This is a genomic window from Pandoraea sp. NPDC087047, from assembly GCF_044745225.1.
GTDB lineage: Bacteria > Pseudomonadota > Gammaproteobacteria > Burkholderiales > Burkholderiaceae > Pandoraea.
Window position 1 is genome coordinate 208,312 of record NZ_JBIUZU010000004.1, and the last position, 23,772, is coordinate 232,083.

Genomic DNA, 23,772 nt, shown 5'->3' on the forward strand with positions numbered 1-23,772 from the left:
GCGGCCCGCGGGGGATCGGGTCCAGGCAATAAGAAAACTACGGAAGTCACACCAGATCATGCGCTCCCACGTTCGCGCGATGGCGCTGCACGCGCCTGCTTTTGCACGTCTCGCTTCGGCACCCGCCGCCTTTGTTCCCGCCCCACGCCATCTGGCCATGGCTGCCGCCATGTTTGCCGCAAGCGTTGGCGCACACGCGCAGTCGGCGCAAGCTGCCGATGCACCGGCGGCTGCGGCCGCTGCGGCGGTTGCCGCCACCCATGTCGCGAATGCCACCGGCAATCCCACGGCTGCTCAGCTCAAGACGACCGTCGTGACGGCGTCGCGCACGGAGCAGAAACTGGCCGACACGCTGCCCGCCACCTCGCTCATCACCCGTGAGGACATCGAACAAAGCCAGGCGCAGGATCTGCCGACGCTGCTGCGCGGTCAGGCCGGCGTGGAAATCGTACAGAACGGTGGTTTCGGCACGTCGGCCAGCATTTTCATGCGAGGGGCGAATTCCAATGCCTCGCTGGTGCTTATCGACGGTGTGCCGGTGAGCTCTGCGACGTCGGGTACGACCAACATCGCACAGATTCCGGTGTCGCAGATCGACCACATCGAAATCGTGCGCGGCAACGTGTCGGCGCTTTACGGCTCGCAGGCCGTGGGCGGTGTGATTCAGATCTTCACGCGCAAGGGCGACGGCGGCCCGCCGCGTGCCTATGCGGAAGTCGGCTACGGCACGAACAACACGACCCAGGCCAACGCCGGTATCGCCGGTTCGTTCGATGACGGCAAGACGCGTTTCTCGCTGGATGTCTCGCGCTTTCACACCAACGGCATCTCGGCCGTCGACCCACGTTTCTACCCGAAAGCGAACCCCAACCGCAACGGCGACGACAACACGAGTGTCACCGCGACGCTCTCGCGAAAACTCGGCGATACGTGGGAAGCCGGCGTGCGTCTGTTCCAGAGCGATGGCAGCTATAGCTACGACAACCCCAGTGGCAAGCGTCCAACCGATCTGAACGACAGCGATACGCGCGTGCGCCAGATTTCGGGGTACGTGAAAGGTAACGTCACTGACAAGTGGAGCACGCGCTTCACCGTCACGCAGGGCGACGACTACAGCTACAACTATCTGAACGGCAATGGTAACGGCAATTTCCACACGTCCAGCAATCAGATCGATTGGGCGAACGAATATGCGTTCATGCCCGATCAGAAACTCATTGCCGGATACACGCGTCTTGAACAGACCGTCGACACCAACAGTCCCCTCGGCCACAACAATCGCCACGTCGATTCGGGTTACCTGGGCTATGAAGGCACGTTCGGCAAGCATCAGTTCCAGGTGAACGTGCGTCGTGACGCGTATTCGGACTTTGGCGGTGCGAACAGCTACTGGCTGGGTTACGGCTACCACCTGACAACGCAGTGGAAGCTGCTGGCCAATGCGTCCGATGGTTTCCGCGCGCCGACGTTCAACGATCTGTTTTACCCGAACTACGGGAACCCGAACCTGCAGCCCGAGCGTTCGATTTCGAAGGAGCTCGGCGTGCAGTTCAATGGTGGCGAACGTCTGGGGCTGGTCCGACTTACCGGGTTCCAGACCAATTACACGAACCTGATTCAGTCCGCCACCATCGCCCCCGGTGTGTCGCAGGCGTCCAATGTGGCCAACGCTCGGGTGCAGGGCCTTGAGCTGACGTACACCGGCCGCCCGCTCTTCGGCGTCGACGTGCGTGCCTCGCTCACGCGCCAGAACCCGACCGACCTCGATGCCAACAAGACGCTCTCGCGCCGCGCCAGGCAGTACGGTTCGGTCGGCTTGTCGAAGGCGTTCGACAAGTTCACGGTCGGCGGCGATGTCTTCTACAGCGGCGAGCGTTACGATACGGCGGGTCAACACCTTGGGGCCTACACGCTTGTGAACCTGCAGGCACGCTACGATATCGACAAATCCTGGTACGTTTCGACGCACCTGGACAACGTCTTCAACAAGAACTATCAGACGGCCTATGGCTACAATACCCTCGGGCGCGCAATATACGTCTCGCTCGGCTGGAAGCAGTTCTGACGACGTCCCGGCGGGACGTGACGTGGCATGACGCTGCGCCGCGCTCTCGCCATCTGGACGGGATTGGCCGGCGTTGCGCTGGCCGTTCTCGTGGCGTCGCTTATGCTGGGGAGCGTGCCGGTCTCACTGCGTGAGATCGGTGCGCTCGCGCTCGGCCACGACGCCGGTCTCGCGGGCGATGTGGTCTGGCGCCTGCGCCTGCCGCGTGCGCTCGCGGCGTTCGCCTGCGGCGGCCTGCTCGCCGTGGCGGGCACCCTCATGCAGACCCTGCTGCGCAACCCGCTGGCCGACCCGTACGTGCTGGGCATCTCCGGCGGTGCGGGCGTGGCAGCGCTGGCCTCGCTGGCGCTCATGCTGCCCTTTTTCTGGGTGCAGACGAGTGCCTTCGCCGGCGCACTCGCCGCGATTGCCATTGTGATGGGGCTCTCGCACCGTAGCTTCCTGCGTCCCGGCGATCAGGACAGCAGTACCAAACTGCTGCTGACCGGCGTGATGATGGCCGCGGGCTTCGGCGCCCTTTCCACCCTGATTCTCACGCTTGCGCCCGACGCGAGCCTGCGCGGCATGCTGTTCTGGCTCACGGGCGATCTGAACGGTGTCGACCGTGCGTCGTTGCCGCTGATCGCGCTTGGCGTGACGCTGCTCATCGTGTGCCCCGTCGCGCACCGATTGAACGTGCTGCTGCGCGGCGAAGCCGTCGCACAGGCCGTGGGCGTTGCCGTCGGACCATTGCGCGCGCGCATCTATCTGGCGGCGTCGCTCGCCACTGCCATCGCCGTTACCACGGCGGGCAGCATCGGTTTCGTCGGCCTCGTCGTGCCTCACATCCTGCGTCTGCGTTTCGGTAACGATCAGCGCATGCTGCTGCCCGCCGCGGCGCTCGCGGGGGGGGCGCTGCTGATGCTGGCCGATCTGGTCGCGCGCACCGTCATCGCGCCGACCCAGTTGCCCGTCGGTGTCATCACAGCGTTGATCGGCGTGCCGGTCTTCCTGTGGCTTCTCTCACGCAGGGTGATCCGATGAGCGCGCCGCTGCTGCAAACGCATGCCCTGACGCTGCGTGCGGGCGAGCGTGTGCTCGTCGACTGGCTGGATCTCGCCATCGCGCCGGGCGAATACTGGTGTCTGGCCGGCCCCAACGGCGCGGGCAAGACGACGTTGCTCGGCACGCTCGCCGGACTGCGTCCCATCGACGAAAAATCGCAGCGCGACGCGACTATCACCGCCAGCGGCCGCGTGGAGATAGGCGGCAAGGCGCTCACGCAGTGGCGTCCCGCGCCACTGGCCCGGATACGCGCGCTGATGCCGCAGCAAACGCGCGACGCGTTCGGCGCCACCGCGCTCGAAGTCGTGCTGGCCGGACGCCATCCATACCTCGCGCAAGGCCGCTGGGGCGCGTGGGAGTCGGACGACGACATCGCCGCCGCGAGCGCGGCGCTCGCGCAGGTCGGTCTCGAAGCCTTCGCCTCGCGCGACGTCACCACGCTCTCGGGCGGCGAGCGTCAGCGCGTGTCGCTCGCGGCGGTGATCGCGCAAGCCGCGCCGTTACTGCTGCTCGACGAACCGGTGTCGCATCTCGATCTGCATCACCAGATCGACGCCCTCGAATTGCTCGCGCGTCACGCTGAACGCACGGGTTGCGCAGTCATCTTCTCGTGCCACGATCTGAATCTCGCGCGACGCTTCGCCACGCATGCCTTGTTGCTCGACGGCCGTGGCGGCTGGCGCGCGGGCCCGGTGCGGGACGTGCTCTCGGCCGAGCATTGCAGCGGCGCCTTCGGTTATCCGCTGCGTTTGATTCGCGATGGCGACGACGAGGCGCTCGTGCCCGTCCGGCGCGTCTGACGCAGGATGAAACGCCATGAAGTGAAACGAAGCGCAGGCGTACACTCCCATCCGCGTGCCGGTCGTTTCCGGCATGTTTGACTTGGCTTTATCGATTCAGGACGTTCCCGCATGACCGCTTTCAGCCCTTTGCTGGCAGAACTCTTCAACATCGCCGCCCCGTCGACGGCGATGGACGCATCGCTGCGACACGCCATCGACATCAAGACGAAGCCGCCCGGCAGCCTCGGGGCGCTGGAAGACGTGGCGCATCGGATCGGCCGGATTCAGCAGAGCGCGACACCGGAACTCGCGCGCGCCGCGATGCTCGTGTTCGCGGGCGATCACGGGGTCGTGGCGGCCGGCGTGAGCCCTTATCCGCAGGCCGTGACGGCGCAGATGGTGCTCAACTTCCTGCGCGGCGGCGCGGCCATCAACGTGTTCTGCCGCGCGAACGGCATCGAGATGGAAGTCATCAACGCCGGTGTTGCGGCCGACTTCCCGTCGCATGCATCGCTCGTCGACATTCCCGTGGCGCGGGGCACGCAGAACTTCCTCGACGCGCCTGCCATGACCCGCGAGCAGCTCGAGACGGCACTCACCGCAGGCGCCGCACGCGTGGTGACGCACGCGCAGCGCGGCACGCGCATGATCGGCTTCGGCGAGATGGGGATCGGTAACACGTCGGCTGCGGCGTGTCTGATGCAGCGTCTGACGGGGTTGCCGCTCGCGGCCTGTGTCGGACGCGGCACAGGGATCGATGACGCCGGGCTCGCCCGCAAGGCGGCCGTGCTGGAGCGGGCACTGGCCGCGCATCCGGTGACGGGCGACGCCGATCCGCTGGATACGCTGGCGACCTTCGGCGGCTTCGAGATCGCCATGATGACGGGCGCCTACCTCGCCGCCGCGAAGCTCGGCCTCGTCATCGTGGTCGACGGTTTCATCAGCACGTCGGCCCTGCTGGTGGCCGCACGCGTATCGCCGGCGGTGCTCGATTACTGCGTCTTCGCCCACGCGTCGGACGAAACGGGCCATCGCGCCATGCTCGACGCGCTCGGCGCAAAGCCCCTGCTGCAACTGGGCCTGCGGCTTGGCGAAGGCACGGGTGCCGCGCTGGCCATGCCGTTGATTCAGGCCGCCGCCGCGTTCCTGCGCGAGATGGCGACTTTCGAAGGGGCGGGCGTGAGCGATCGCGAGGCCGTGAGCGAATGACGACGCCGTCCCCCGATCCTTCGTACGACGGTGAGCCGCACGCTGCACCGGGCACGCACGATCTTGCTGCGCAGGATCAGGAGCGTCCGGCGCAAACGTTCGGAGGATTCCGGGGGCAGTGGCGGCTATTCCTGAGCGCGCTCGGATTTTTCACCCGCGTGCCGATTCCGCAGTGGGTCGGCTACTCCCCGGCGCAACTGAACGCTGCGACGCGCTACTTCCCGCTCGTCGGTGTGTTTGTCGGTGCGCTGGTGGCCGTGTTGACGGTGGCGATGGGCCATCTCTGGTCGCCGCCGCTCGCCATTGCGCTGGGGCTCGGCGTGAGCGTGCTGCTCACGGGCGCTTTTCACGAAGACGGGCTGGCCGATGCCGTCGACGCGTTCGGTGGCGCGTTCACGCGCGAGCGCGTGCTGGAAATCATGCACGACTCGCGCATCGGCACTTATGGGGCGGTGGCATTGTGGCTGGCGCTCGCCGTCAAATGGCAGGCGCTCATCGACATTCAGGCATCGATCGGGTGGGGCGGATTCGCCGTGGTGCTGGTCGGCGCGCACGCGGCCAGCCGCAGCATGGCAATCAGCTTGCTGCGCACGCTCGATTACGTCCGCCCGGAAGGCAAGGCCAAGCCGGTGGCGCAGCGGCTGAGCGTCGCCGGGCTGATGTTCGGCGTGGCGTGCAGCGTGCCGTGGTGGCTGTGGCCGGACTGGCGCGCGGGCGTAACGGGGGCGATGGTGCTGATCGTGCTTCGCGCGGGCCTCATCCGGTATCTGCGCCGGCGCCTTGGCGGCTACACCGGCGACACGCTCGGCTTCGCGCAGCAACTCGGTGAACTCGCGTTGTACCTCACGGTGTGCGCATGGATCTGATCCTGATGCGTCACCCGCCGCCGGAGGTGGCGACGAACGTCTGCTATGGCCGCACCGATATTGCGCCGCTGGCCGCTGGCTTCGACGTCGCCCTCGCTGCGATGCACGCGCGTCTGGGCCGCGTGCTGGGCGAGCGCAAACCCACGGTGATTCACAGCAGTCCCTTGCGCCGCGCGCGAGTCGCCGCGACCGTCATGGCAGACAGGTTCGGCGTGCCGCTACAGGTGGACGAGCGTCTTGCCGAGATGAATTTCGGCGATTGGGAACTGCGCGCTTGGGATGACATCGACCGAAGCGCGCTCGACGCGTGGGCGCAGGATGTCGCAGGATTTTCGCCGCCCGGTGGCGAGTCGGCGCGCGACGTCGCCTTGCGGATGGAGGCGTGGGCGCAAGCGTTGCGCGCTCAGGCGTCGCGAAGCGATGACGTGCATGTCGTTGTGGCCCACGCCGGTCCGATCCGTTTGCGTACGGCAACGGCATTGGGCCTGCCGACGACGGCATGCCTGTCGTGGGCACTCGACTTCGGTGGCCTCTGTCATCTCCATATCGCCGACGACGGCCAGACGCGTCTGATTCGCTGGAACGCCTAGACCGTCTCCCCGACGACTTGCGGTGCTTACTGTGCCGCTGCCGTACGCCGCGAGCGCGCGATGTCGAGGTCTTCGCACATTGCGCGCGCGCCATCGAGAATGCGCGGACCGGGACGGTTGATGAGATCGCCGTCGATACCGAACAGATTGTTGTGAGCCACCGCCGGAATTTGCGGCCACTTGCGCCAGCTATCGAGCGTGGCGAGCGGTTTGTCGGACTTCGTCGCGCCCGGCGTTGCCGTGAACATCGCCTCCGGACGCCTGGCCAGCACCGCTTCGACCGACACACGCGGCACGAGCGCCGGTTCGTCGGCGAAGACGTTCACACCGCCGCACAGCCGGATGACGTCGCTCACCAAATGCGTGCCGTTGAGCGTCATGAGCGGTTGCGTCCACACCTGATAGAACACCGAGACCGGCGTGCGCGACGCGTATTGCTTGCGAAGCGCTTCGTATCGCGCGCGGAACGCCTCGGCAGACGCCTGCGCCTTCGCAGGCGTTCCCATCAGCGTACCGAGCGTTTCGATGGCCGCCGGCAGATCGGTCAGATGCTTCGGCTCCGAATAGAACACCGGCAGCTTCAGTTGACGCAGCGCTTCGACCTGACGCTGCGAGTTGCCGTGCATCCACACGACGAGCAGGTCGGGCTTGAGCGCGAGGATACGTTCGAGATCGAGCGCGCTGTTATCGCCCACGCGCGGCAGACGTTGCGCGGCTTCGGGATAGTCGGCGTACTTCACCACGCCCACGACCTTGTCGCCTGCCCCCGCGGCGAACAGCAGTTCCGTCGCGTGCGGCGAGAGGCTCACCACGCGCTGCGCCGGGGCCGGCAGGGTGACGGTCGCGCCGCTGTCGTCGTTGACCGAGACGGCGGCGTGGGCGCTCAGGGCGCCGAGCGAGGTGAGACCCGCGACGCAGCAGAGGATGAGGGCAAGCGCGCGGCGCCGGGAACGGTGGCGCTGGGCCGGGAGATTGGGCAACATCGACATCGGGACGAGCGCGGCGGGGCGGTGAGGGGGGGAAGGATCGGCGGAGATCGGAAACATCGAAAAGTGGGATCATTCCCGCCACGGACTCGCCATTTTCGGCGGGATGCGACCGCGCGACAAGGGTTTGCGCCGCGAGGCGGCTGAATTGCTGGCTGAACCGATGTCACGCAATAGCAGTCGAACGATGCGTGACATGGTATCGGATCGTAGACTGGAAATACACCCGGCCAGCGAGCGCGGGATTTGAGGAGTGGAAGTCGTGAAGCGAAATTTCGGAATGATCTGCGCGCTGGCGCTGGTGGCAATGCTTGGCGCGTGTGCCGGACCGGGCGGTTTGGGGGCGTCGTCGAGTGCATCCGGCGTGTCCGGCTCGAGTAAAGTCGAGGCATATGGCGTCATCGACGGCGGCGTGACGCTGGTGAAGTAAGTCACACCCGCGGGCGAGCTGCCCGCAGCGCCGGGATTGCCGGGATCACCCTGTATACGACCGCGCCCCCTGACTCCGGAGAGTTCAGGGGGCGCGGTTTTTTTTCGTAGTGCCAGACGTTACTGGCGCGTGACTAAGGCACGTGGGTGGTCAGCGCATTGTTGAGCGGACCGGAATCCGCGACAGTGTCTGGCCCACCGATCTGCTGCGTTAGTTGGACGCCGGCGCCGGTGCTTCTGCACCTGCGTCCGATGCCGGAGCACTCATGGCAGCGCCTGCATCGCTGGCCGGCGTCGAATTATCTGCCGGGGCAACCGCCGGGGCCGATGCCGACGTGTCGGCGGCCGGGGCAGCCGATTGATCTTCCTTCTTCGTGCAACCCACTGTCACGATGGTGGCGGTCAGGAGGGTAGCGAGCAACAGAGGCAGTTTTTTCATTTGGTCGTCCTTTTAATTGGGGAAAGCCCTTGCGAAAGAACCTTCAGTCTAGCGGCGCCCTTCGGCGATGACTGTGTGCATTTGTTGCAGAAATGCTTCAATTTGTAACGAAAATGGCAACAACGCTGGGCTTTTTAATACGGCGTAAGCGTCAGACCTCGGCGCGTGCTGCCATTCGGAAGCATAACGGGGAAATTGGATGGCCTTCGCCCCTCGCAGTTCCCAAAAAGTTTGTTCGGATCTCTGTACGTCGTATGCGTATATTCGGCGATCGACCTATTCGACGTCCACGCCTGTGCGGGATGGCGCAATGGCTGCCGAAGCGGGCAAGGGGGGCAAGGTCGCCAGGGCGGCTTGCAAGCGCTGCCATTCTGCTTCGTTCGACGGCAGGCCCAGGCGCAGGCTGGGCAGCGTGGTCGTCAGTCCCGTCAGCGTGACGGGGCGAGCGTCGAACAAACGCGTCCAGACGCCCTGCGCGGCCAGTGCCTCGTGCCACTGCGCAGCACGGGCATGCGGTGTCCAGGCGAAGAGCGGCGTGCCAAGGGCGGGCCAGCCATGCGAGCGCAACAGCGCCAATAATCGTTCACCCTCGCGCAACAAACGTTCCCGAGCCGCGCTTTGCCACGCGGTATCGCATAACGCTGCTCGCACGGCGAACCTTGCCGGGCCGCTGACCGTCCACGACCCCAGCCGCGCGTCCAGACGCTCGGCAAGCCCCTGCGGGCACAGCGCGAACCCGGCACGGATGCCGGCCAGCCCGAAGAACTTGCCGACCGAGCGCAGTACGACGAGGCCGTCTTCGCCCACCTGAGGCGTCATCGATTCGTGGGGGGAGACGTCGGCAAAGGCTTCGTCGACGATCAGCATGCCGTCACGCCTGGCCAGCACACCTTGCCATCGTGAGAGCGTCTCGCGCGAGACACAGCGCGTCGTCGGATTATCGGGATTCACCCAGACGAGATAGTCGACGTCGGGCACGTCCGCCTCCGGGCCGGGCCACGGCACGAGCGTATGCCCGGCCTGCACGAAGGCCGGCGCGTACTCGCTATAGGTGAGCGACGCGACAGCAACGCGTCCCGGGCGCAGTAACGCAGGCAGCGCACGAATGACGGCCTGCGACCCGGCGCACGGCACCACGGACCCGACGGGCACGTCGTAGTAACGCGCGGCAACGTCGCGCAGACCGTCGAAGGCGTCGGGCAGGTCGCGCCATGCGCTCGCGGGCGGCATTGGCACCGGATAGCCGTTCGGATTGATGCCGGTGGAAAGATCGAGCCAGTCTTCGCGTGCTCGTCGATATCGGAGGATGGCTTCGCCGAGATTCCCGCCGTGACGGGGGACGATGGCTGACATTGACATGAGGGTTACAGCAGGGTGATGGGCATGGCGTCGGCTTGCGAGGCGGCGAACAGCGCCAGCGCGCCGCTGACGATCAGCCACATCCACATGGACCGGGAGATGAGGCGCCAGGCGGCGCGAATGTGCTTGGCGGACGGCTCCATGCCGCAGCCCAGCGGCGGGCGGGTTTCCCATTCGCCGTGATAGCGCGCCGGGCCGCCCAACTGGACGCCGAGACTCCCGGCGCCTGCGGCCATGACCGGCCCCGCATTGGGACTCGACCATGCGCTGGCCTGCTTGCGCCAGCACTCGATGGCGCGGGCGACGTCGCCGAAAATCGCGTAGCTCGCGGCGGTCAGACGCGCGGGAATCCAGTTGAGAACGTCGTCGATGCGCGCCGCCGGGCGGCCGAAATACAGAAACTTGTCGGTGCGATAGCCCCACATCGCGTCGAGCGTGTTGGCGAGCCGGAACAGCACGACGCCGGGGGCGCCCGCGACGGCGAACCAGAAGAGCGCGCCGAAGATGGCGTCGTTGCCGTTCTCCAGCGTCGATTCGACGGCCGCCCGCGCGAGGTCGGACGCACTCGCGTCCTCGGTGTCGCGCGAGACGATGCGGGCGGTCAGCGCGCGCGCCTGCGGCAGATCGCCGTCACGCAGCGCGCGGGCGATGGGCATCACGTGCTCGCGCAGGCTGCGGGCGCCCAGCGCGGCGTACAACGCGAGCGCTTGCCAGACGATGCCGCCCCAGCCGGGCAGGAACGTGAGCGCCCAGGCGATCAGCACGGGGATCACCAGCATGATTGACCAGGCCCAGGTGCCGCGCGTCATGGCGCTGAACGGCTTGTCGCGCACCGCGGGGTCGTTGAGCCATGCTTCGACTCCATTGGCAACGTATCCGAAGCCGACCAGCGGGTGCCAGCGGCGCGGCTCGCCGAGCCAGGCGTCGAGCAGCACGCCGATCAATGCGGCGAGCCAGAGCGATTCGGGGGCGAGTCCGGTGAGCATCGGCGATTATCCTTTGACGGCCATCGGCAGGCCTGCGACGACAAAACGCACTTGCGGCGCCAGCGCTGCGACCCGCTGGTTGAGGCGTCCGAGTTCGTCGACATAGCGGCGCGTGATCGAACCCATCGGGATCACGCCGAGCCCGATTTCATTGCTGACGACGACGAGCTTGCCGGGCAGCGAGACGAGCGTTGCCGCGAGCGTGTCGACGACGTTCTGCCACTGTTCGTCGTTCGCCGGGCCTTCCGGGTGATCGTCCGGCGGACACAGCCAGCCGGCGAGCCACAGCGGCAGGCAGTCCACCAGCACGCAACGGCCGTCGCGAGCGACATCGCGCAAGGCGCCCGCCAGATCGCGGCCGACTTCGAGCGTCTCCCAATGCGCGGGGCGGCTGTCGCGATGATGCGCGATACGCGCGCGCATTTCGGGCTCGTCGCTCACGGCGGCCGTCGCGACATAGGTGACAGGCAGGCGGCTCTGTGCGGCGAGACGTTCGGCAAATGCACTTTTGCCGGAGCGTGCGCCACCGAGCACGAAAGTCAGGTCGGGAATCGTTGGATCGAGGTCACTCATGGGCGATATTGTACGAGCGCCCGATGCGATAATCCGCGTCATGAGTGAAATCCCTGTCAATTTCGAAGCGCACGCTCGCCGCGGCACCCTGATGATTCAGGGCACGTCCTCCGACGCGGGCAAGAGCACGGTGGTCGCGGGCCTTTGCCGTCTGCTGTATCGCGACGGCGTGCGCGTCGCCCCCTTCAAGCCGCAGAACATGGCGCTCAACAGCGCCGTGACCGCCGACGGCGGCGAAATCGGACGCGCCCAGGCGCTCCAAGCGCAAGCGGCTGGCGTGACCGCGCATACCGACTTCAATCCCGTGTTGCTCAAACCGAGCAGCGACCGGGGCGCGCAGGTCATCATCGGCGGCAAGGTGGTGGCCGATCTCGATGCGCGCGCCTATCAGGCGTACAAGCCTCGCGCGATGGCTGCGGTGCTGGCGGCGTACGAGCGCTTGCGCGCGGGCTATGACGCGGTGCTCGTCGAGGGCGCGGGCAGCCCGGCCGAGGTGAATCTGCGTGCGCGCGACATCGCCAACATGGGCTTCGCCGAAGCCGTCGATGCCCCGGTGTTGCTCGTCGCGGATATCGACCGGGGTGGCGTGTTCGCGCAATTGCTCGGCACCCTCGCGTGCCTGTCGGATAGCGAACGCGCACGCATCAAGGGCTTCATCATCAACCGGTTTCGCGGCGATCCGTCGTTGCTCACGAGCGGTCTGGCGTGGGTGGAGACGAAGACGGGCATTCCGGTGCTGGGCGTGCTGCCGTACCTGCACGGCCTGCATCTGGATGGCGAGGACATGCTGCCCGGCGAGCGTCACAAGGCGGCCAGCGGCGAGACGCGTTTGCGTGTGGCCGTGCCGGCGCTGCCTCGCATCAGCAATCACACCGATTTCGACGCCTTGCGCGCGCATCCCCAGGTCGATTTCCGTTACGTGGGCGCGGGCGAAGCGTGGCCCGCTGCCGATCTGGTGATCCTGCCCGGCAGCAAGCACGTGCGCGCCGATCTGGCGTGGCTGCGCGCGCAAGGCTGGGCGCCGGCGATCGCACGGCATCTGCGCTACGGCGGCAAGGTGCTGGGGATCTGCGGCGGCTTGCAGATGCTGGGTACGGCGATTCACGACCCGCTCGGCCTGGAAGGCGACGCGGGCACGACGGCGGGCCTTGGATGGCTGGAGATCGAGACCACGATGGAAACGCAAAAGCAGTTGCGAGTCGTGGCGGGACGTCTCACGGCGGGCGATGCGCCAGTGAACGGCTACGAGATTCACATGGGGGTGACGCGCGGGGCGGCGCTTGCACGTCCCGCCGTATGGCTGGACGGCGACGTGGCCGATGGCGCCCGCTCGGCCGACGATCAGGTCATGGGCACGTATCTGCATGGCTTGTTCGATACGCCGCAAGCGTTGCAGGCGCTGCTGAGTTGGGCCGGGGCACGCGATCTGGAGATGCAGGACTACAACGCGCTGCGCGAGGCGTCTCTGGACCGGCTGGCCGATTCGTTCGCGGCGCATCTGGATTTGCCGCGCGTGTGGGCGTGCCTGCGCTAGTGCCGAATCCGTCCCGTCATCCAGCCGTTGTAAGATGAGCGGCAAATCGACCTCGGGGAGTCTGCAATGCCGGTGATTGTGGTGGCGAATCCAAAGGGTGGCGTGGGCAAGAGCACGCTGGCGACGAATCTGGCGGGCTATCTGGCCGCCAAAGGCCATGCTGTCATGCTGGGCGACACGGATCGTCAGCAGTCGTCACGGGCCTGGCTGGGGCTGCGCCCGCCGGCGGTGCGTCCGATTGCGACCTGGGAAGTCGATCACAACGAGGTGGCCCGTCCGCCCAAGGGCACGACGCACGCGGTACTCGACACGCCGGCAGGCCTGCACGGCAAGCGTCTCGACTCGATTCTCAAGCTGGCCGATCACGTGCTGGTACCGTTGCAGCCATCCATCTTCGACATTCTCGCGACGCGCGACTTCCTCCAGAAGCTGGGGGAAGAGAAGGCCGTGCGGCAGGCAGAGGTGCGCATCGGTGTCGTGGGCATGCGGGTCGACGCCCGCACGCGCGCGGCCGATCAGCTCTCGCGCTACTGCGAGGAGGCGGGGCTGCCGGTGCTCGGCATGCTGCGCAACACGCAGAACTATGTGCAACTCGCCGCACACGGGCTCACGCTGTGGGATGTGGCGCCAGGCCGCGTGGAGCGCGACTTGCCACAGTGGACGGGGATTACGGCGTTCGTGGCGAGATGAGTGCCTGAGCCGACCGCGCGGATGACGACGCCAACGTCACCCATGATGCACAAAAGAATAGGGGCCCGCCGGGGCCCCTATTGCTTTGACGTCGCCAGCGCGTTCAGCGCTGGAGGTCCTGCTTGACTTGGCTGTCTTACTTAGCTGCCTGAGCGGCCTCAAAGGCGCGGGTCTCTTCCCAGGCTTGCAGCGGCACGTGATCGCGCTCGCCCTTTTGCGCGTTCTTCTCGTCGACGAACACCAGCTTGGGCTTGAAGCCGGCCAGCACTTCCTTTTCCTCGACCTGTGCGTAGGACACGATGATGACGATGTCGCCCAGTTGCGCGCGACGTGCCGCCGCGCCGTTGAGCGAGATCATGCCGCTCCCGCGCTCGCCGCGAATCGCGTAGGTGGTGAACCGTTCGCCGTTGTTGACGTTGAAGATGTCGATCTGCTCATTTTCGACAAGGCCCGAGGCTTCGAGCAGGTTTTCGTCGATCGCGCACGAGCCTTCGTAATGCAGTTCGCAATGCGTTACGGTGGCGCGGTGGATCTTCGACTTGAGCATGGTGCGGTACATGGCGTGCCTCTTGTGTTGCGGTGTCGCGCACTTGGTGCGACAAAAGATGAGCGCGGCGTCGGCATGGGGCCGACACACGCGCGGCTTGCGCCTGGCGCACGTCGCACCGGTCGCCTGACCGTGCGCGGCGTGCCCGGCACTCAGATTTCGAGATTGTCGATCAGACGCGTTGCGCCCAGCCTGGCCGCCGCGAGCACCACCAGACTTTCCTTCGGTGCCGCGCCCGGCGCCGGTGCGCGCAGATTGGCGCGCTGGCGAATCGCCACGTAGTCCGGCTTCCAGCCGCGCTCGGTCAACGTCTTCATGGCCGCCGCTTCGAGCGCCGCGTAGTCCGTTTTGCCACCGTTGATCTCGTCACGAATTTCGCCGAGCAGACGATACAACTGCGGGGCCTCGGCACGCTCGGCGTCCGACAGATAGCGGTTACGCGAGGACAGCGCCAGACCGTCTTCGGCGCGCACCGTTTCGGCGGCAATGATCTCGATGGGCAGCGCGAACTGACGGCACATGCTGCGCACGATCATCAGTTGCTGGTAATCCTTCTTGCCGAACACGGCCACGCGCGGCTGCACACACGAGAACAGCTTGGTGACGACCGTGCACACACCCTTGAAGAAGCCCGGGCGGAATTCGCCCTCGAGAATGTCGCCCAGATCGTGCGGCGGCTCGACGCGGTATTCCTGCGGCTCCGGGTACATCTCCTTCTCGTCCGGGGCGAACAGCACGTAGACATTCTCGCGCGTGAGCTTCTCGATGTCGTCGAGCATCGTGCGCGGGTACTTGTCGAAGTCTTCGTTGGGCCCGAATTGCAGACGGTTCACGAAGATGCTGGCCACGACCGGGTCGCCGTGCTGGCGCGCGAGTCGCATGAGCGACAGGTGGCCTTCATGCAGGTTGCCCATCGTGGGCACGAAGGCGACGCGATTCTGTCCGCGCAGTTGGTCGCGCAGTTCGTGAATCGAGGGGATGACTTTCATTGGGCGCTCAGTTTGGGGTGTAAGTCAGACGGACGTAGATCGGCGCAAACGGCTCGGCCTGCGTGATCTCCAGCAGCGACTCGCGCGTGAGTTCGAGCATGGCGATGAAGTTGACCACGACGACCGGCACGCCGCGCGTGACGTCGAAGAGCTCGGTGAACTCCATGAAGCGCGCGCCTTGCAGGCGTCGCAGAATCTGGCTCATGTGCTCACGCACGGACAGCTCTTCGCGCGAGATCTTGTGATGCTGCACGAGTTTGGCGCGACGCAGCACTTCCGCCCACGCCGCACGCAGGTCTTCGGCGTCGACTTCGGGGAAGCGCGGCTGGAGGCTCTGCTCGATGTAGACCTGCGAGCGCAGGAAGTCGCGGCCGAGCACCGGCAGCGTGTCGAGCTTCTGCGCGGCGAGTTTCATCTGCTCGTACTCCAGCAGACGACGCACGAGTTCGGCGCGTGGATCTTCGGCTTCTTCGCCGGTATCCGCTTTCTTCACCGGCAGCAGCATGCGCGACTTGATCTCGATGAGCATCGCGGCCATGAGCAGATACTCGGAGGCCAGTTCGAGATTGGTCCGGCGGATCTGCTCCACGTACAGCAGATATTGCTTCGTGACCTGCGCCATCGGAATGTCGAGGACGTTGAAGTTCTGCTTGCGGATCAGGTACAGCAGCAAGTCGAGCGGGCCTTCGAAGGCTTCGAGGAAGATCTCCAGCGCATCCGGCGGGATGTAGAGGTCGGTCGGCAGTGCGAACAGCGGCTCACCGTAAAGGCGCGCACGCGCGACGCCGTCGACCGTGTCCGGCGTCGAATCCTGCCCGTTCTGCGGCGCGGGCAGCTCAGGTCCCGCCACGCCTGCACCCGCCGGGCGCGATGCGGCTGACAAGGTCGGTGAGGCCTGCGCCGACGCCGCATCCGCCGCCACCTCCGACGTCACGAGCGGCGCGACTGTCGGTGTCTCGCCCGATGCGTCGCTCGGACCTTCGCCCGGCGTTTCATCCGCCATTGCACCGACGTGCTCGGGCGCCGGCGCGATCTCGGGGATCGGGTCGGGCGTGAGCGACGGATCGTCGGGCGTACTCGGATTCAATGCAGGACTCGGCCGGAAACCGGCAAATTACTCGCTTTGGTAGACGTACGGCTGCTGAGCCACACGCGACTGCTGGGCGCGGCTACGCTCGTCCATATCGATGGGCGACTTGTCCCACAGCAGGGAACGGCCCTTGCGTTGCTCCGCTTCCAGCGTCGGCTTCTCGGACTTGAGTTGCTTGATGAATTGGGTAATGTCGGACTCGTACATGGTCAATTGCTTGAAAAATAGGCAAAAGCGGCACCGTCAGGACGGCGTCAATCGACGCAGATTCTACCGCAAACCCGTCCCTATTCGATGGTTTGGACGTTTTGGGCGATTTTCCCGTTTTTGGCGGGCGCGAGTGAACCGGTCCTGTGGATATGTTCAAATACGGCTGATATACGCATCTAACGTTGTTATGTTGTGCGATGCTTGCAGGCATCGTGTGTTTGAGCACCATCTACAGCACGCCGGACCACCGGCGGCGATATTTCCAAGGAAGGTTTTGACCGTCTCGCAGATCAATTCCGGACACGACGCTGGCCGTCGTTTTGGTGTGCGCCCTTTCCCTTTGCGCAACCTCCCAGCCAAGCTGGTCGCCATGACCGCACTGGCATGTAGCCTATGGCTGCCCGGTGTCGCGCGCGCGGACTACCGGGTCCGTGTCGAGGCCCCCAAAGACATCGCCAAGCTCCTGAAGGACAACCTCGACGTGGTGCGTTACGCCGAGCGCGACGATATCGGCGAGGCGCAGTTCGAGCACCTCATTGCAACAGTCGGCGAGCAGATACAGGAACTCACGTCCACCGAGGGCTACTTCTCGCCGGTCACGCACGTGGATGTCGCCACCATCAACGGCAAGCGCGACGTGACGATTCAGGTCGATGCCGGCCCGCGCACGCATATCAAAGACATCGATCTGAAGTTCACCGGTCCGGTGGTCGAGCAGAATCCGCAGCGCGTGCAGGCGTTGCGCAACGCCTGGGAACTGCCGGTGGACGCACCGTTTCGTCAGTCCGATTGGGATAAGGCGAAGAACGACACGCTGTTCGAGCTGGGACAGAAGCGTTATCACGCCGCAAAAATGACCTTCTCGCGCGCCGTAGTCGACGCCGATAACAACGCCGCCTCGCTCGCCGCGACCTACGAGAGCGGCCCGCCATTCACGCTCGGCCCCCTCGTGATCTCCGGCACGCGGCGCTATCCCGAACAGATCATCCGCAACGTCAACCCGCTGTCCGTCGGCGAGCCGTTCGACGCCGACCGTCTGCAGGAGCTGCAGCGCCAGATCCAGGCCACGCCGTACTTTTCGAACGTCATCATCTCCGTGACGGAAGACCCGTCGCAGGCCGAGAACGCGCCCATCGAGGTGAAAGTGCGCGAATTCCCCGAGCAGCGCGTGCAAAGCGGTGTCGGTTACACGACCGATACGGGCGCGAGCGTCAATGGCCGCTATTCGTACTACAACCTGTTCGGCAAAGCGTGGACGTTCGACACGCAGGCGCGTCTGGAGCAGTACCGGCAGGGCGGTTACGCCGAGATCGGCATGCCGCCCGATTCGACCGGTTACACCAACAGCATGCGTGGGTCGTTCGATCGCACGTATCTGAACGGTCTCGACCAGCGCTCGACGCAGGTCGGCATCAAGCGTGCGCGCTCGCGCGAGCGGTATGACTGGGCCTATACGCTGGACTTTTATCGCACGGACGAGCGACCGGACGGCGGCGAGCGCTTCATCAACAAGGCGCTCGTGCCCGCGTTCTCGTGGAACCGCCGCGACGTGGACGATCTGATTTTTCCGCGTCAGGGCAACCTCATCAATACGCAGATCGGTTTCGCGGCCAAACCGCTGCTCACCGATCAGAGCTTCGCACGGCTTTATGGCCGTATCCGTCAATATTTCCCTGTGGGGCAACGCGATATCGTGATTGCGCGTCTGGAGCTTGGCGCCGTGCTCACGAACGGCAATAGCAACCGGATTCCGTCGTCGCTGCTGTTCTTTGCGGGCGGCACGTCGTCGATTCGCGGTTATACGTATCAGAGCATCGGCCGTCAGCAGAACGGCACGACCTTCCCGACAAAATACCTCGGCACCGCGAGCCTCGAATATCAGCGCTGGTTCACGCACGACTGGGGCGGGGCGGTGTTCTGGGATGTGGGCACGGCTACCGACGATTACCGGCATCCCACCCCGCTGTATCACGGCGTGGGCTTCGGTGTGCGCTGGCGCAGCCCCGTCGGCCCGGTGAACCTCGACCTCGGCTACGGCGTGCACGACCGGCAGTTCCGTCCGGCAATTTCGCTGGGGGTGGCGTTCTGATGACGACGATGCCCCTCGATACCTTCATGCCGGGCGCCGCCATGGCGAGCGATGCCGGGAATCGCCGCGACGGCGCACACGAACCCACGATGACCCCGGCCGGCGCCCAGGGTTCGTCCGACGGCGGATCGAATCCTCCGCCGGGCGGCGCGACACCGCCGCCTCCCCCTGCGCCCCATTCGCCCGCGCGCGGCTGGCGATGGGGCCGCACGCTGGCGGGCGTTGGGCTGACGCTCGTGCTCATCGTCGTGCTGGTGCTCGGTGCGCTGGTCTGGGCGATGTCGAACGAGCGCGGTAGCCGATGGCTGTGGCAAACGGCGGTGTCGACGCTCGGCGGCAAGCTGTCCGGCGACTGGCGCAGCGGCAGCCTCCTGCATGGCTTCACGGTCAACGACGTGCGCTACGTCGACGGTGCAACGCGTATCACCGTCAGCCGTCTCGATAGCCGCTGGGAGCTGCGCTGGCGCCCGTTGCATTTCACCGTCGATAAATTGCATGCGGGCGAGGTGGAACTGGCGTTTGCGCCGTCGCCCCCGTCGACCAAGCCGACGACGATGCCGGCCAGCCTGCGTCTGCCGTTGGGGTTGACGCTGAACGACGTTCGTGTGGCGAAGCTCACGCTGCATTCGCCGGCGCTGGTGCTGGAGGACATTCGCGTGGCCGGGCGCAGCGACGGCACGCAGCACGCGATTCAAATCGAGCATCTCGGCACGCCCTACGGCGAAGCGCAGGCAAATCTGGAACTCAACGGCCAGCGTCCGTTTGCACTGAGCGGCAACGTCGGTTTGCAGGCGAAGGCCGGCGAGGTGCCGGTCGCGTTGCAGGCCGATCTGTCCGGCTCCCTCGACGCCCTGCTCGTCGAGCTGACGGCTAGCGGCGAGACGTTGAACGGGACGGCGCACATCGCCGCGTCGCCGTTCGGTGCCGTGCCGCTCTCACGGGCGCAGATTTCGCTCGAGCACCTCAACCCGCGCGATTTCGCCCCCGGCGCGCCGCAAGCCGATCTCGCGGTGCAGGCCGATTTGCGGCCCGAGCCCGGTGCGACGACGTTCCGTGTGCTGGGGCCCGTATCGGTGACGAATGCCAAACCGGGCGCTATCGACGCCGGTTGGTTGCCCGTGGAGAGCCTGCGTACGCAGGTGTTGCTCGACGCGACGCGTCAGGCCTTGACCGGCATCGAACTGAAACTTGCAGGACGCGCCGTGCTGACCGGCAGTGGTGAGCTGCGCCGGGAGTCGCTTGCCGCGATGTCGGGGGAGGCCGCGACGCCGTCCGCACCGGTGGCATCGGCCACGAGCGACGTGAGTGCTGCCAGCGCCACCAGCGCTGCAGGTGCAGCGCGCGCGCCGGAACAGACGACGGCCAATGCCGAGGCCACCGTCGGCGGTTTCGCGCTCACGATGCGCGACCTCGATCTGCACGCGTTGTACGGCAAGTTGCCCGCGACGAAGCTCGGCGGCCCGCTCGACATCAAGCTCGACGCCGCCGGGCAGCGCATTGTGCTCGACTGGCGCGACGCCGCCCGCCGCATTCTCGCCGATGTCGGTCTCGACGCGAAGGGCACCACGATTCACGCGCTCTCGCTGGAGGCCGGCAACGGCAAAGTGGCGGCAACGGGCGTGCTGGAGAACGGCGACACCGGCGCGTATCAGGCGCAGATCAAGCTCTCGCGCTTCGATCCGGCCGCATGGTACGACCTCTACGGCCCGCAAAAGCGCGGTGCCAGGACCCCGACGGCCAGCGTGACGGGACAATTCGACGCGCAGGGCACACTGCGTCCCGAGTTCGGTCTGGCGCTCAAGTTCGCGTTGCAGGACAGCGTCTACGCCGATCTGCCGATGAGCGGCGCGGGCACCGTGAAACTCGCGGGCACGCGTTTGCTGCCGAGCGAGGCGAACCTGCTCGTCGCGGGTAACAAGGTGGTGTTGCGCGGCAACTTCGGCGCACCGGGCGACAAGATGGCGGTCAATGTCGACGCGCCGTCGCTCGACAAGCTCGGCTTCGGTCTGGCGGGCCGCTTGCAGCTCGACGCACAGGTGTCGGGCACGATGGAACATCCGGCGGTCGCGGCCACACTGGGCGCCGAAAAACTCGTGTTCGGCGCGCAGAAGCTCGACCATCTGACGGGCAAGGTGGACGTGAGTGGTGCCTTCCCCGGGGCCGCAGGCGACCGTCTGAACGTGACGCTCGATGGCCAGGGGTTCACCAGCGACATTGCGCGACTCGACAAGCTCTCGCTGGCATTGGAAGGCACGCGCGGCGCGCACAGCTTGCATCTCAAGGCCGTAGGCAAGCTGCGCGAAGCCGCGCTCGACATGAATATCGACGCCGCCGGTGCGGTGACCAATACACGGGGCAAACCGGGTTGGAAGGGCACGATTCAGGCGCTCGAAAACCGCGGTGTCCCGAAGCTCAACCTTGCGTCGCCGTGGCAGGTCGAGGCGAGTGCGGAGCGCGTGCATCTCGGGGCGGCCAGGCTCGTCACGGGCGTGGGGGCGTTGTCGCTCGCGAACTTCGATTATGGCGACGGGCAACTCAAGACGGCCGGCACCATCGACACGCTCGATATCGCGCAGGTGTTGCGCGTGGTGCAGTCGTTGACCGGCGAGCCGTCGCCGATGGCAAGCGACCTCGTGCTCGACGGCAAATGGGATGTCCGCACGGGACAGCGCGCCGATGGCTTCGTCGAAATCGTGCGACGCAGTGGCGACGTGACGCTGCGTCGCGGCGGTGTGAACGAGAGCGTCAAGGTAACGGTCACGGGTATTCCGGGCCTGAGCGCAGAGAAGGGCGGTGTCGGCGCGCGCGTGCCGCTGGGCATCTCGGCGCTGCGCGCACGTGTCGACCTGGCGGGCCAGACGGCGCACGCGACGGTGAAGGGTGTCTCGTCGCTCGTGGGCACGGTCGACGCCGACGTGCAGGCCGGTCTGCGCGTGCAGGGCGGCATTCCCAATGTGCCCGACGACGCGCCGCTCACCGGCCGCATCGCCGTTGCCATTCCGGATCTCTCGAAGTTCGAATCGCTTGCTGGCGCGCAGTTCGCGTTCAAGGGCCGCGCGAATCTGCAAGTAACGCTTGCGGGCACGGTGGCGAAGCCGCGTCCGACCGGCGAACTGACGGCCGACGATCTTTCGATGCAAATGTTCGATACGGGCGTGAGCGTCAAGGACGGCAAGGTTCGTATCGCGCTGACGCCGACCGAGATCGTGCTGCGCGACGTGATCGTGACGGGCGGCGGCGGCGGTACGGCGCGCGCGACGGGCAACATCCGCCTCGATACGCCGGAACCGACGCTCGGCATCACGCTTGCCGCCGACAAGTTGCAGTTGTTCGCGGCCCCCGACCGGCAGCTTTCGCTCAGCGGCGAGGCCAAGGCGACGGGCAGTGGCGAGGCGATGGCGGTGAGCGGCAGTTTCACCGTCGACCGGGCGCGTTTCGCGCTGCCGCCGACGAGCGCGCCGAAGTTGGGCGACGACGTCGTGGTCGTGCGCGGCGGCGCTCAGGCACGCGCCAAACCGCTCGATCCCAAGGACGAGGCCGCGCGGGTGAGCGCGCAGCCGGCCAGCCGCTTCTCGCCGCACATCAACGTGGACGTGAATCTGGGCCGCGACTTCCGCTTTGTCGGCGCGGGCGCCGATCTGCTGCTGCGAGGCAGCATGCGCCTGCAAAGCGAACCGCTCACGCCCATGCGCGCGACCGGCACGATCACCGTGGCCGAGGGCACGTACGAAGCGTTCGACCGCAAGCTCGCCATCGAGCGCGGTCAGATCAACTTCGTCGGCCCGCTCGACAACCCGGACATCTACATTCAGGCGATGCGCCGCAATCAGGAAGTCGCCGCCGGGGTGCTGGTCACGGGCACGGTGCGTCAGCCACGCGTGTCGCTCGTCTCCGAGCCGAGCGTGTCTGACGAGGAAAAGCTTTCATGGCTGATGTTCGGGCACGGCCCGGACGGCGCGGGTCTCGGCCAGCGTCAGGCGATGGCGGGCGCGGCCACGGCGTTGCTCGGTGCGACGGGCGGCAAGCGCATCATCAAGGATCTGGGGATCGACGAGTTCAGCATCGGCACCAGCGATTCGGGCCTCTCGGACGACGAGCAGGTGGTGAAGGTGGGCAAGGCGATCTCGGACAACTTCGCTTTGGGATACGAGCAGAGTCTGACCAGCGCCGCGAGTATCGTGAAAGTCACGTGGCAGGTGTCGCGACGCTGGCAGCTCGTGCTGCGTACGGGCTCGTTGTCGGGCTTCGATGTGCTGTTCAACCGTCGCTTCGATTGATGCGCGGGCTGGCAAACATGAAGAGGAGAGGGGAACGATGAAAACGTCGCTCGATTTCGCTCATCGCGCGCAGGGCATGCGCCGGGGCCTTCGTTGGGGAGTCGCCATGGGATTGTTCGCGAGTCTGTTGGGACTGTTCGGCTGCGACCAGCAGCAGATGGACAAGGTGCGGGAGAAGGCGCGCGATACGTTCAACGCCGTCAAGCCGGACGACATGCTGTTGCGCGACCTCAAACCCGGCGTGACGACCGAGGCGCAGGTGCGCGACCAGATGGGCAAACCGGAAATCGTGTGGGAGAACGACGATGGCTCGCGCCGTCTGGAATATCCGCGCGCGCCGGGGGGCCTGCGCACCTACATGGTCGATATCGGGGCGGACGGGAAGTTGCGCGCGCTCACGCAGGCGCTGTCAGCCGAGAATTTCCAGCAGGTGCAGCCGGGCATGACGCAGGACGAGGTGCGTCGTCTGCTCGGCAAGCCGACGACGGTCGCGGAATATCGTCTGAAGAAAGAAACGGTATGGAGTTGGCGCTGGCTCGAAGACGGCGTGAATACGCCAGGCATGTTCAATGCCCACTTCGGTGCGGATGGCCGCGTGACGGTGACGTCCCGCTCGCCCGATCCGGCGTCGGAACGTCCCTGAACGTCTGCGAACGTCCCGGATCGGGGGCATTGATGTGGGTGGTTTGGTGACGCCTGGTGATGCCGATCCCGCCCGTTGCGTTGCGGCTTACTGAGGCTTACTGAGGCTTACCGCGGCGTTACCTGCGTCGCTTGCGTCTGTCGGGCGGCATGCCGGTGGCGGTTCGTCACCATGCGCTCATGCAGACGCACGATGATCCGGCTCCCCGTCTTCTCGAACATGAATGGCAGCACCGCGTGCACGAGACACGCCAGGAAAGCGCCCAGCAATGGCCACGCGAAGGAAAGCGCGGAGCCCATGTGCTGGAGATAGTTTTCACCGACAGAGGTCGGATGTTGAGTGAAAATTTTCATGATGACCTCCGTTTCAGGAATA

Annotated in this window: 22 protein-coding genes; 12 read left to right on the top strand and 10 right to left on the bottom strand. The window is 66.0% G+C overall.

Going from position 1 to position 23,772, the window contains the following annotated elements:
- Window positions 1-58: 58 nt before the first annotated feature.
- The 6 genes from ACIPHM_RS08955 (at window position 59) to cobC (ending at window position 6,556) form a co-directional block, all read left to right on the top strand.
- Window positions 59-2,065: a TonB-dependent receptor plug domain-containing protein gene (locus ACIPHM_RS08955; protein ID WP_400327060.1), complete on the top strand. Its 2,007-nt coding sequence runs from the start codon at window positions 59-61 to the stop codon at window positions 2,063-2,065.
- A 27-nt stretch (window positions 2,066-2,092) separates the two neighbouring features.
- The gene (locus ACIPHM_RS08960) at window positions 2,093-3,088 is read left to right on the top strand and encodes a FecCD family ABC transporter permease (RefSeq protein WP_400327062.1); all 996 of its coding nucleotides are present in this window, start codon (window positions 2,093-2,095) and stop codon (window positions 3,086-3,088) included.
- The gene (locus ACIPHM_RS08965; protein WP_400327064.1) at window positions 3,085-3,909 is read left to right on the top strand and encodes an ABC transporter ATP-binding protein; all 825 of its coding nucleotides are present in this window, start codon (window positions 3,085-3,087) and stop codon (window positions 3,907-3,909) included. Before ACIPHM_RS08960 ends, ACIPHM_RS08965 begins: the two co-directional genes overlap by 4 nt.
- A 111-nt stretch (window positions 3,910-4,020) precedes the next feature.
- Window positions 4,021-5,100 carry a nicotinate-nucleotide--dimethylbenzimidazole phosphoribosyltransferase gene (cobT, locus tag ACIPHM_RS08970; protein ID WP_400327066.1) on the top strand — a complete coding sequence of 360 codons (1,080 nt, stop codon included), beginning with the start codon at window positions 4,021-4,023 and terminating at the stop codon, window positions 5,098-5,100.
- The gene (locus ACIPHM_RS08975; protein ID WP_400327068.1) at window positions 5,097-5,966 is read left to right on the top strand and encodes an adenosylcobinamide-GDP ribazoletransferase; all 870 of its coding nucleotides are present in this window, start codon (window positions 5,097-5,099) and stop codon (window positions 5,964-5,966) included. Before cobT ends, ACIPHM_RS08975 begins: the two co-directional genes overlap by 4 nt.
- Window positions 5,957-6,556: an alpha-ribazole phosphatase family protein gene (gene cobC, locus ACIPHM_RS08980; protein ID WP_400327070.1), complete on the top strand. Its 600-nt coding sequence runs from the start codon at window positions 5,957-5,959 to the stop codon at window positions 6,554-6,556. Before ACIPHM_RS08975 ends, cobC begins: the two co-directional genes overlap by 10 nt.
- 26 nt (window positions 6,557-6,582) lie before the next feature.
- Here cobC and ACIPHM_RS08985 read toward each other — a convergent pair whose 3' ends face one another.
- Window positions 6,583-7,539 (bottom strand): cobalamin-binding protein, encoded by a 957-nt coding sequence (locus ACIPHM_RS08985; protein ID WP_400327486.1) that lies wholly within the window; start codon window positions 7,537-7,539, stop codon window positions 6,583-6,585.
- 265 nt (window positions 7,540-7,804) lie between these two features.
- Between ACIPHM_RS08985 and ACIPHM_RS08990 the strand changes: the two genes are divergently transcribed.
- On the top strand, window positions 7,805-7,972 hold the full coding sequence (locus ACIPHM_RS08990; protein ID WP_400327072.1) for a hypothetical protein: 168 nt from the start codon (window positions 7,805-7,807) through the stop codon (window positions 7,970-7,972).
- Between the two features lie 210 nt (window positions 7,973-8,182).
- On the opposite strand, the gene ACIPHM_RS08995 is transcribed toward ACIPHM_RS08990, so the two are convergent.
- From ACIPHM_RS08995 to cobU, 4 genes are all read right to left on the bottom strand, one after another.
- Window positions 8,183-8,410, bottom strand: coding sequence for a hypothetical protein (locus tag ACIPHM_RS08995; protein ID WP_400327074.1), 228 nt, complete (start codon window positions 8,408-8,410; stop codon window positions 8,183-8,185).
- A 276-nt stretch (window positions 8,411-8,686) separates the two neighbouring features.
- Complete coding sequence (cobD, locus tag ACIPHM_RS09000) at window positions 8,687-9,769, bottom strand: threonine-phosphate decarboxylase CobD (RefSeq protein ID WP_400327076.1); 1,083 nt, start codon at window positions 9,767-9,769, stop codon at window positions 8,687-8,689.
- Window positions 9,770-9,774: 5 nt separating this feature from the next.
- A complete protein-coding gene (cbiB, locus tag ACIPHM_RS09005) occupies window positions 9,775-10,755 on the bottom strand; it encodes an adenosylcobinamide-phosphate synthase CbiB (RefSeq protein WP_400327077.1) in 981 nt (326 codons plus the stop codon).
- Between the two features lie 6 nt (window positions 10,756-10,761).
- The gene (cobU, locus tag ACIPHM_RS09010) at window positions 10,762-11,328 is read right to left on the bottom strand and encodes a bifunctional adenosylcobinamide kinase/adenosylcobinamide-phosphate guanylyltransferase (RefSeq protein WP_400327079.1); all 567 of its coding nucleotides are present in this window, start codon (window positions 11,326-11,328) and stop codon (window positions 10,762-10,764) included.
- Between the two features lie 40 nt (window positions 11,329-11,368).
- On the opposite strand from cobU, the gene ACIPHM_RS09015 reads away from it, so the two are divergent.
- Together ACIPHM_RS09015 and ACIPHM_RS09020 are read left to right on the top strand one after the other, a co-directional pair.
- Window positions 11,369-12,862 (top strand): cobyric acid synthase, encoded by a 1,494-nt coding sequence (locus ACIPHM_RS09015; protein ID WP_400327081.1) that lies wholly within the window; start codon window positions 11,369-11,371, stop codon window positions 12,860-12,862.
- A gap of 66 nt (window positions 12,863-12,928) precedes the next feature.
- Window positions 12,929-13,552: an AAA family ATPase gene (locus ACIPHM_RS09020; RefSeq protein WP_400327083.1), complete on the top strand. Its 624-nt coding sequence runs from the start codon at window positions 12,929-12,931 to the stop codon at window positions 13,550-13,552.
- A gap of 136 nt (window positions 13,553-13,688) precedes the next feature.
- Here the strand turns inward: ACIPHM_RS09020 and panD are convergent, their stop codons facing one another.
- The 4 genes from panD to ACIPHM_RS09040 all read right to left on the bottom strand — a co-directional run bounded on the left by panD (window position 13,689) and on the right by ACIPHM_RS09040 (window position 16,391).
- Window positions 13,689-14,111 (bottom strand): aspartate 1-decarboxylase, encoded by a 423-nt coding sequence (gene panD, locus ACIPHM_RS09025; protein ID WP_400327084.1) that lies wholly within the window; start codon window positions 14,109-14,111, stop codon window positions 13,689-13,691.
- A gap of 140 nt (window positions 14,112-14,251) precedes the next feature.
- Window positions 14,252-15,088: a pantoate--beta-alanine ligase gene (gene panC / locus ACIPHM_RS09030; protein ID WP_400327085.1), complete on the bottom strand. Its 837-nt coding sequence runs from the start codon at window positions 15,086-15,088 to the stop codon at window positions 14,252-14,254.
- Window positions 15,089-15,095: 7 nt separating this feature from the next.
- On the bottom strand, window positions 15,096-16,175 hold the full coding sequence (locus ACIPHM_RS09035) for a segregation and condensation protein A (protein WP_400327086.1): 1,080 nt from the start codon (window positions 16,173-16,175) through the stop codon (window positions 15,096-15,098).
- 27 nt (window positions 16,176-16,202) lie between these two features.
- Window positions 16,203-16,391 (bottom strand): DUF3460 family protein, encoded by a 189-nt coding sequence (locus ACIPHM_RS09040; protein WP_400327088.1) that lies wholly within the window; start codon window positions 16,389-16,391, stop codon window positions 16,203-16,205.
- 367 nt (window positions 16,392-16,758) lie between these two features.
- Here ACIPHM_RS09040 and ACIPHM_RS09045 point away from each other — a divergent pair, with 367 nt between their 5' ends.
- The 3 genes from ACIPHM_RS09045 to bamE all read left to right on the top strand — a co-directional run bounded on the left by ACIPHM_RS09045 (window position 16,759) and on the right by bamE (window position 23,397).
- Window positions 16,759-18,477 carry an autotransporter assembly complex family protein gene (locus ACIPHM_RS09045; RefSeq protein ID WP_400327089.1) on the top strand — a complete coding sequence of 573 codons (1,719 nt, stop codon included), beginning with the start codon at window positions 16,759-16,761 and terminating at the stop codon, window positions 18,475-18,477.
- Window positions 18,477-22,754: a translocation/assembly module TamB domain-containing protein gene (locus ACIPHM_RS09050; protein WP_400327091.1), complete on the top strand. Its 4,278-nt coding sequence runs from the start codon at window positions 18,477-18,479 to the stop codon at window positions 22,752-22,754. Before ACIPHM_RS09045 ends, ACIPHM_RS09050 begins: the two co-directional genes overlap by 1 nt.
- 106 nt (window positions 22,755-22,860) lie before the next feature.
- Window positions 22,861-23,397: an outer membrane protein assembly factor BamE gene (gene bamE / locus ACIPHM_RS09055; RefSeq protein ID WP_400327488.1), complete on the top strand. Its 537-nt coding sequence runs from the start codon at window positions 22,861-22,863 to the stop codon at window positions 23,395-23,397.
- A gap of 107 nt (window positions 23,398-23,504) precedes the next feature.
- Here bamE and ACIPHM_RS09060 read toward each other — a convergent pair whose 3' ends face one another.
- On the bottom strand, window positions 23,505-23,750 hold the full coding sequence (locus ACIPHM_RS09060) for a DUF6356 family protein (RefSeq protein ID WP_400327093.1): 246 nt from the start codon (window positions 23,748-23,750) through the stop codon (window positions 23,505-23,507).
- Between the last annotated feature and the right edge of the window lie 22 nt (window positions 23,751-23,772).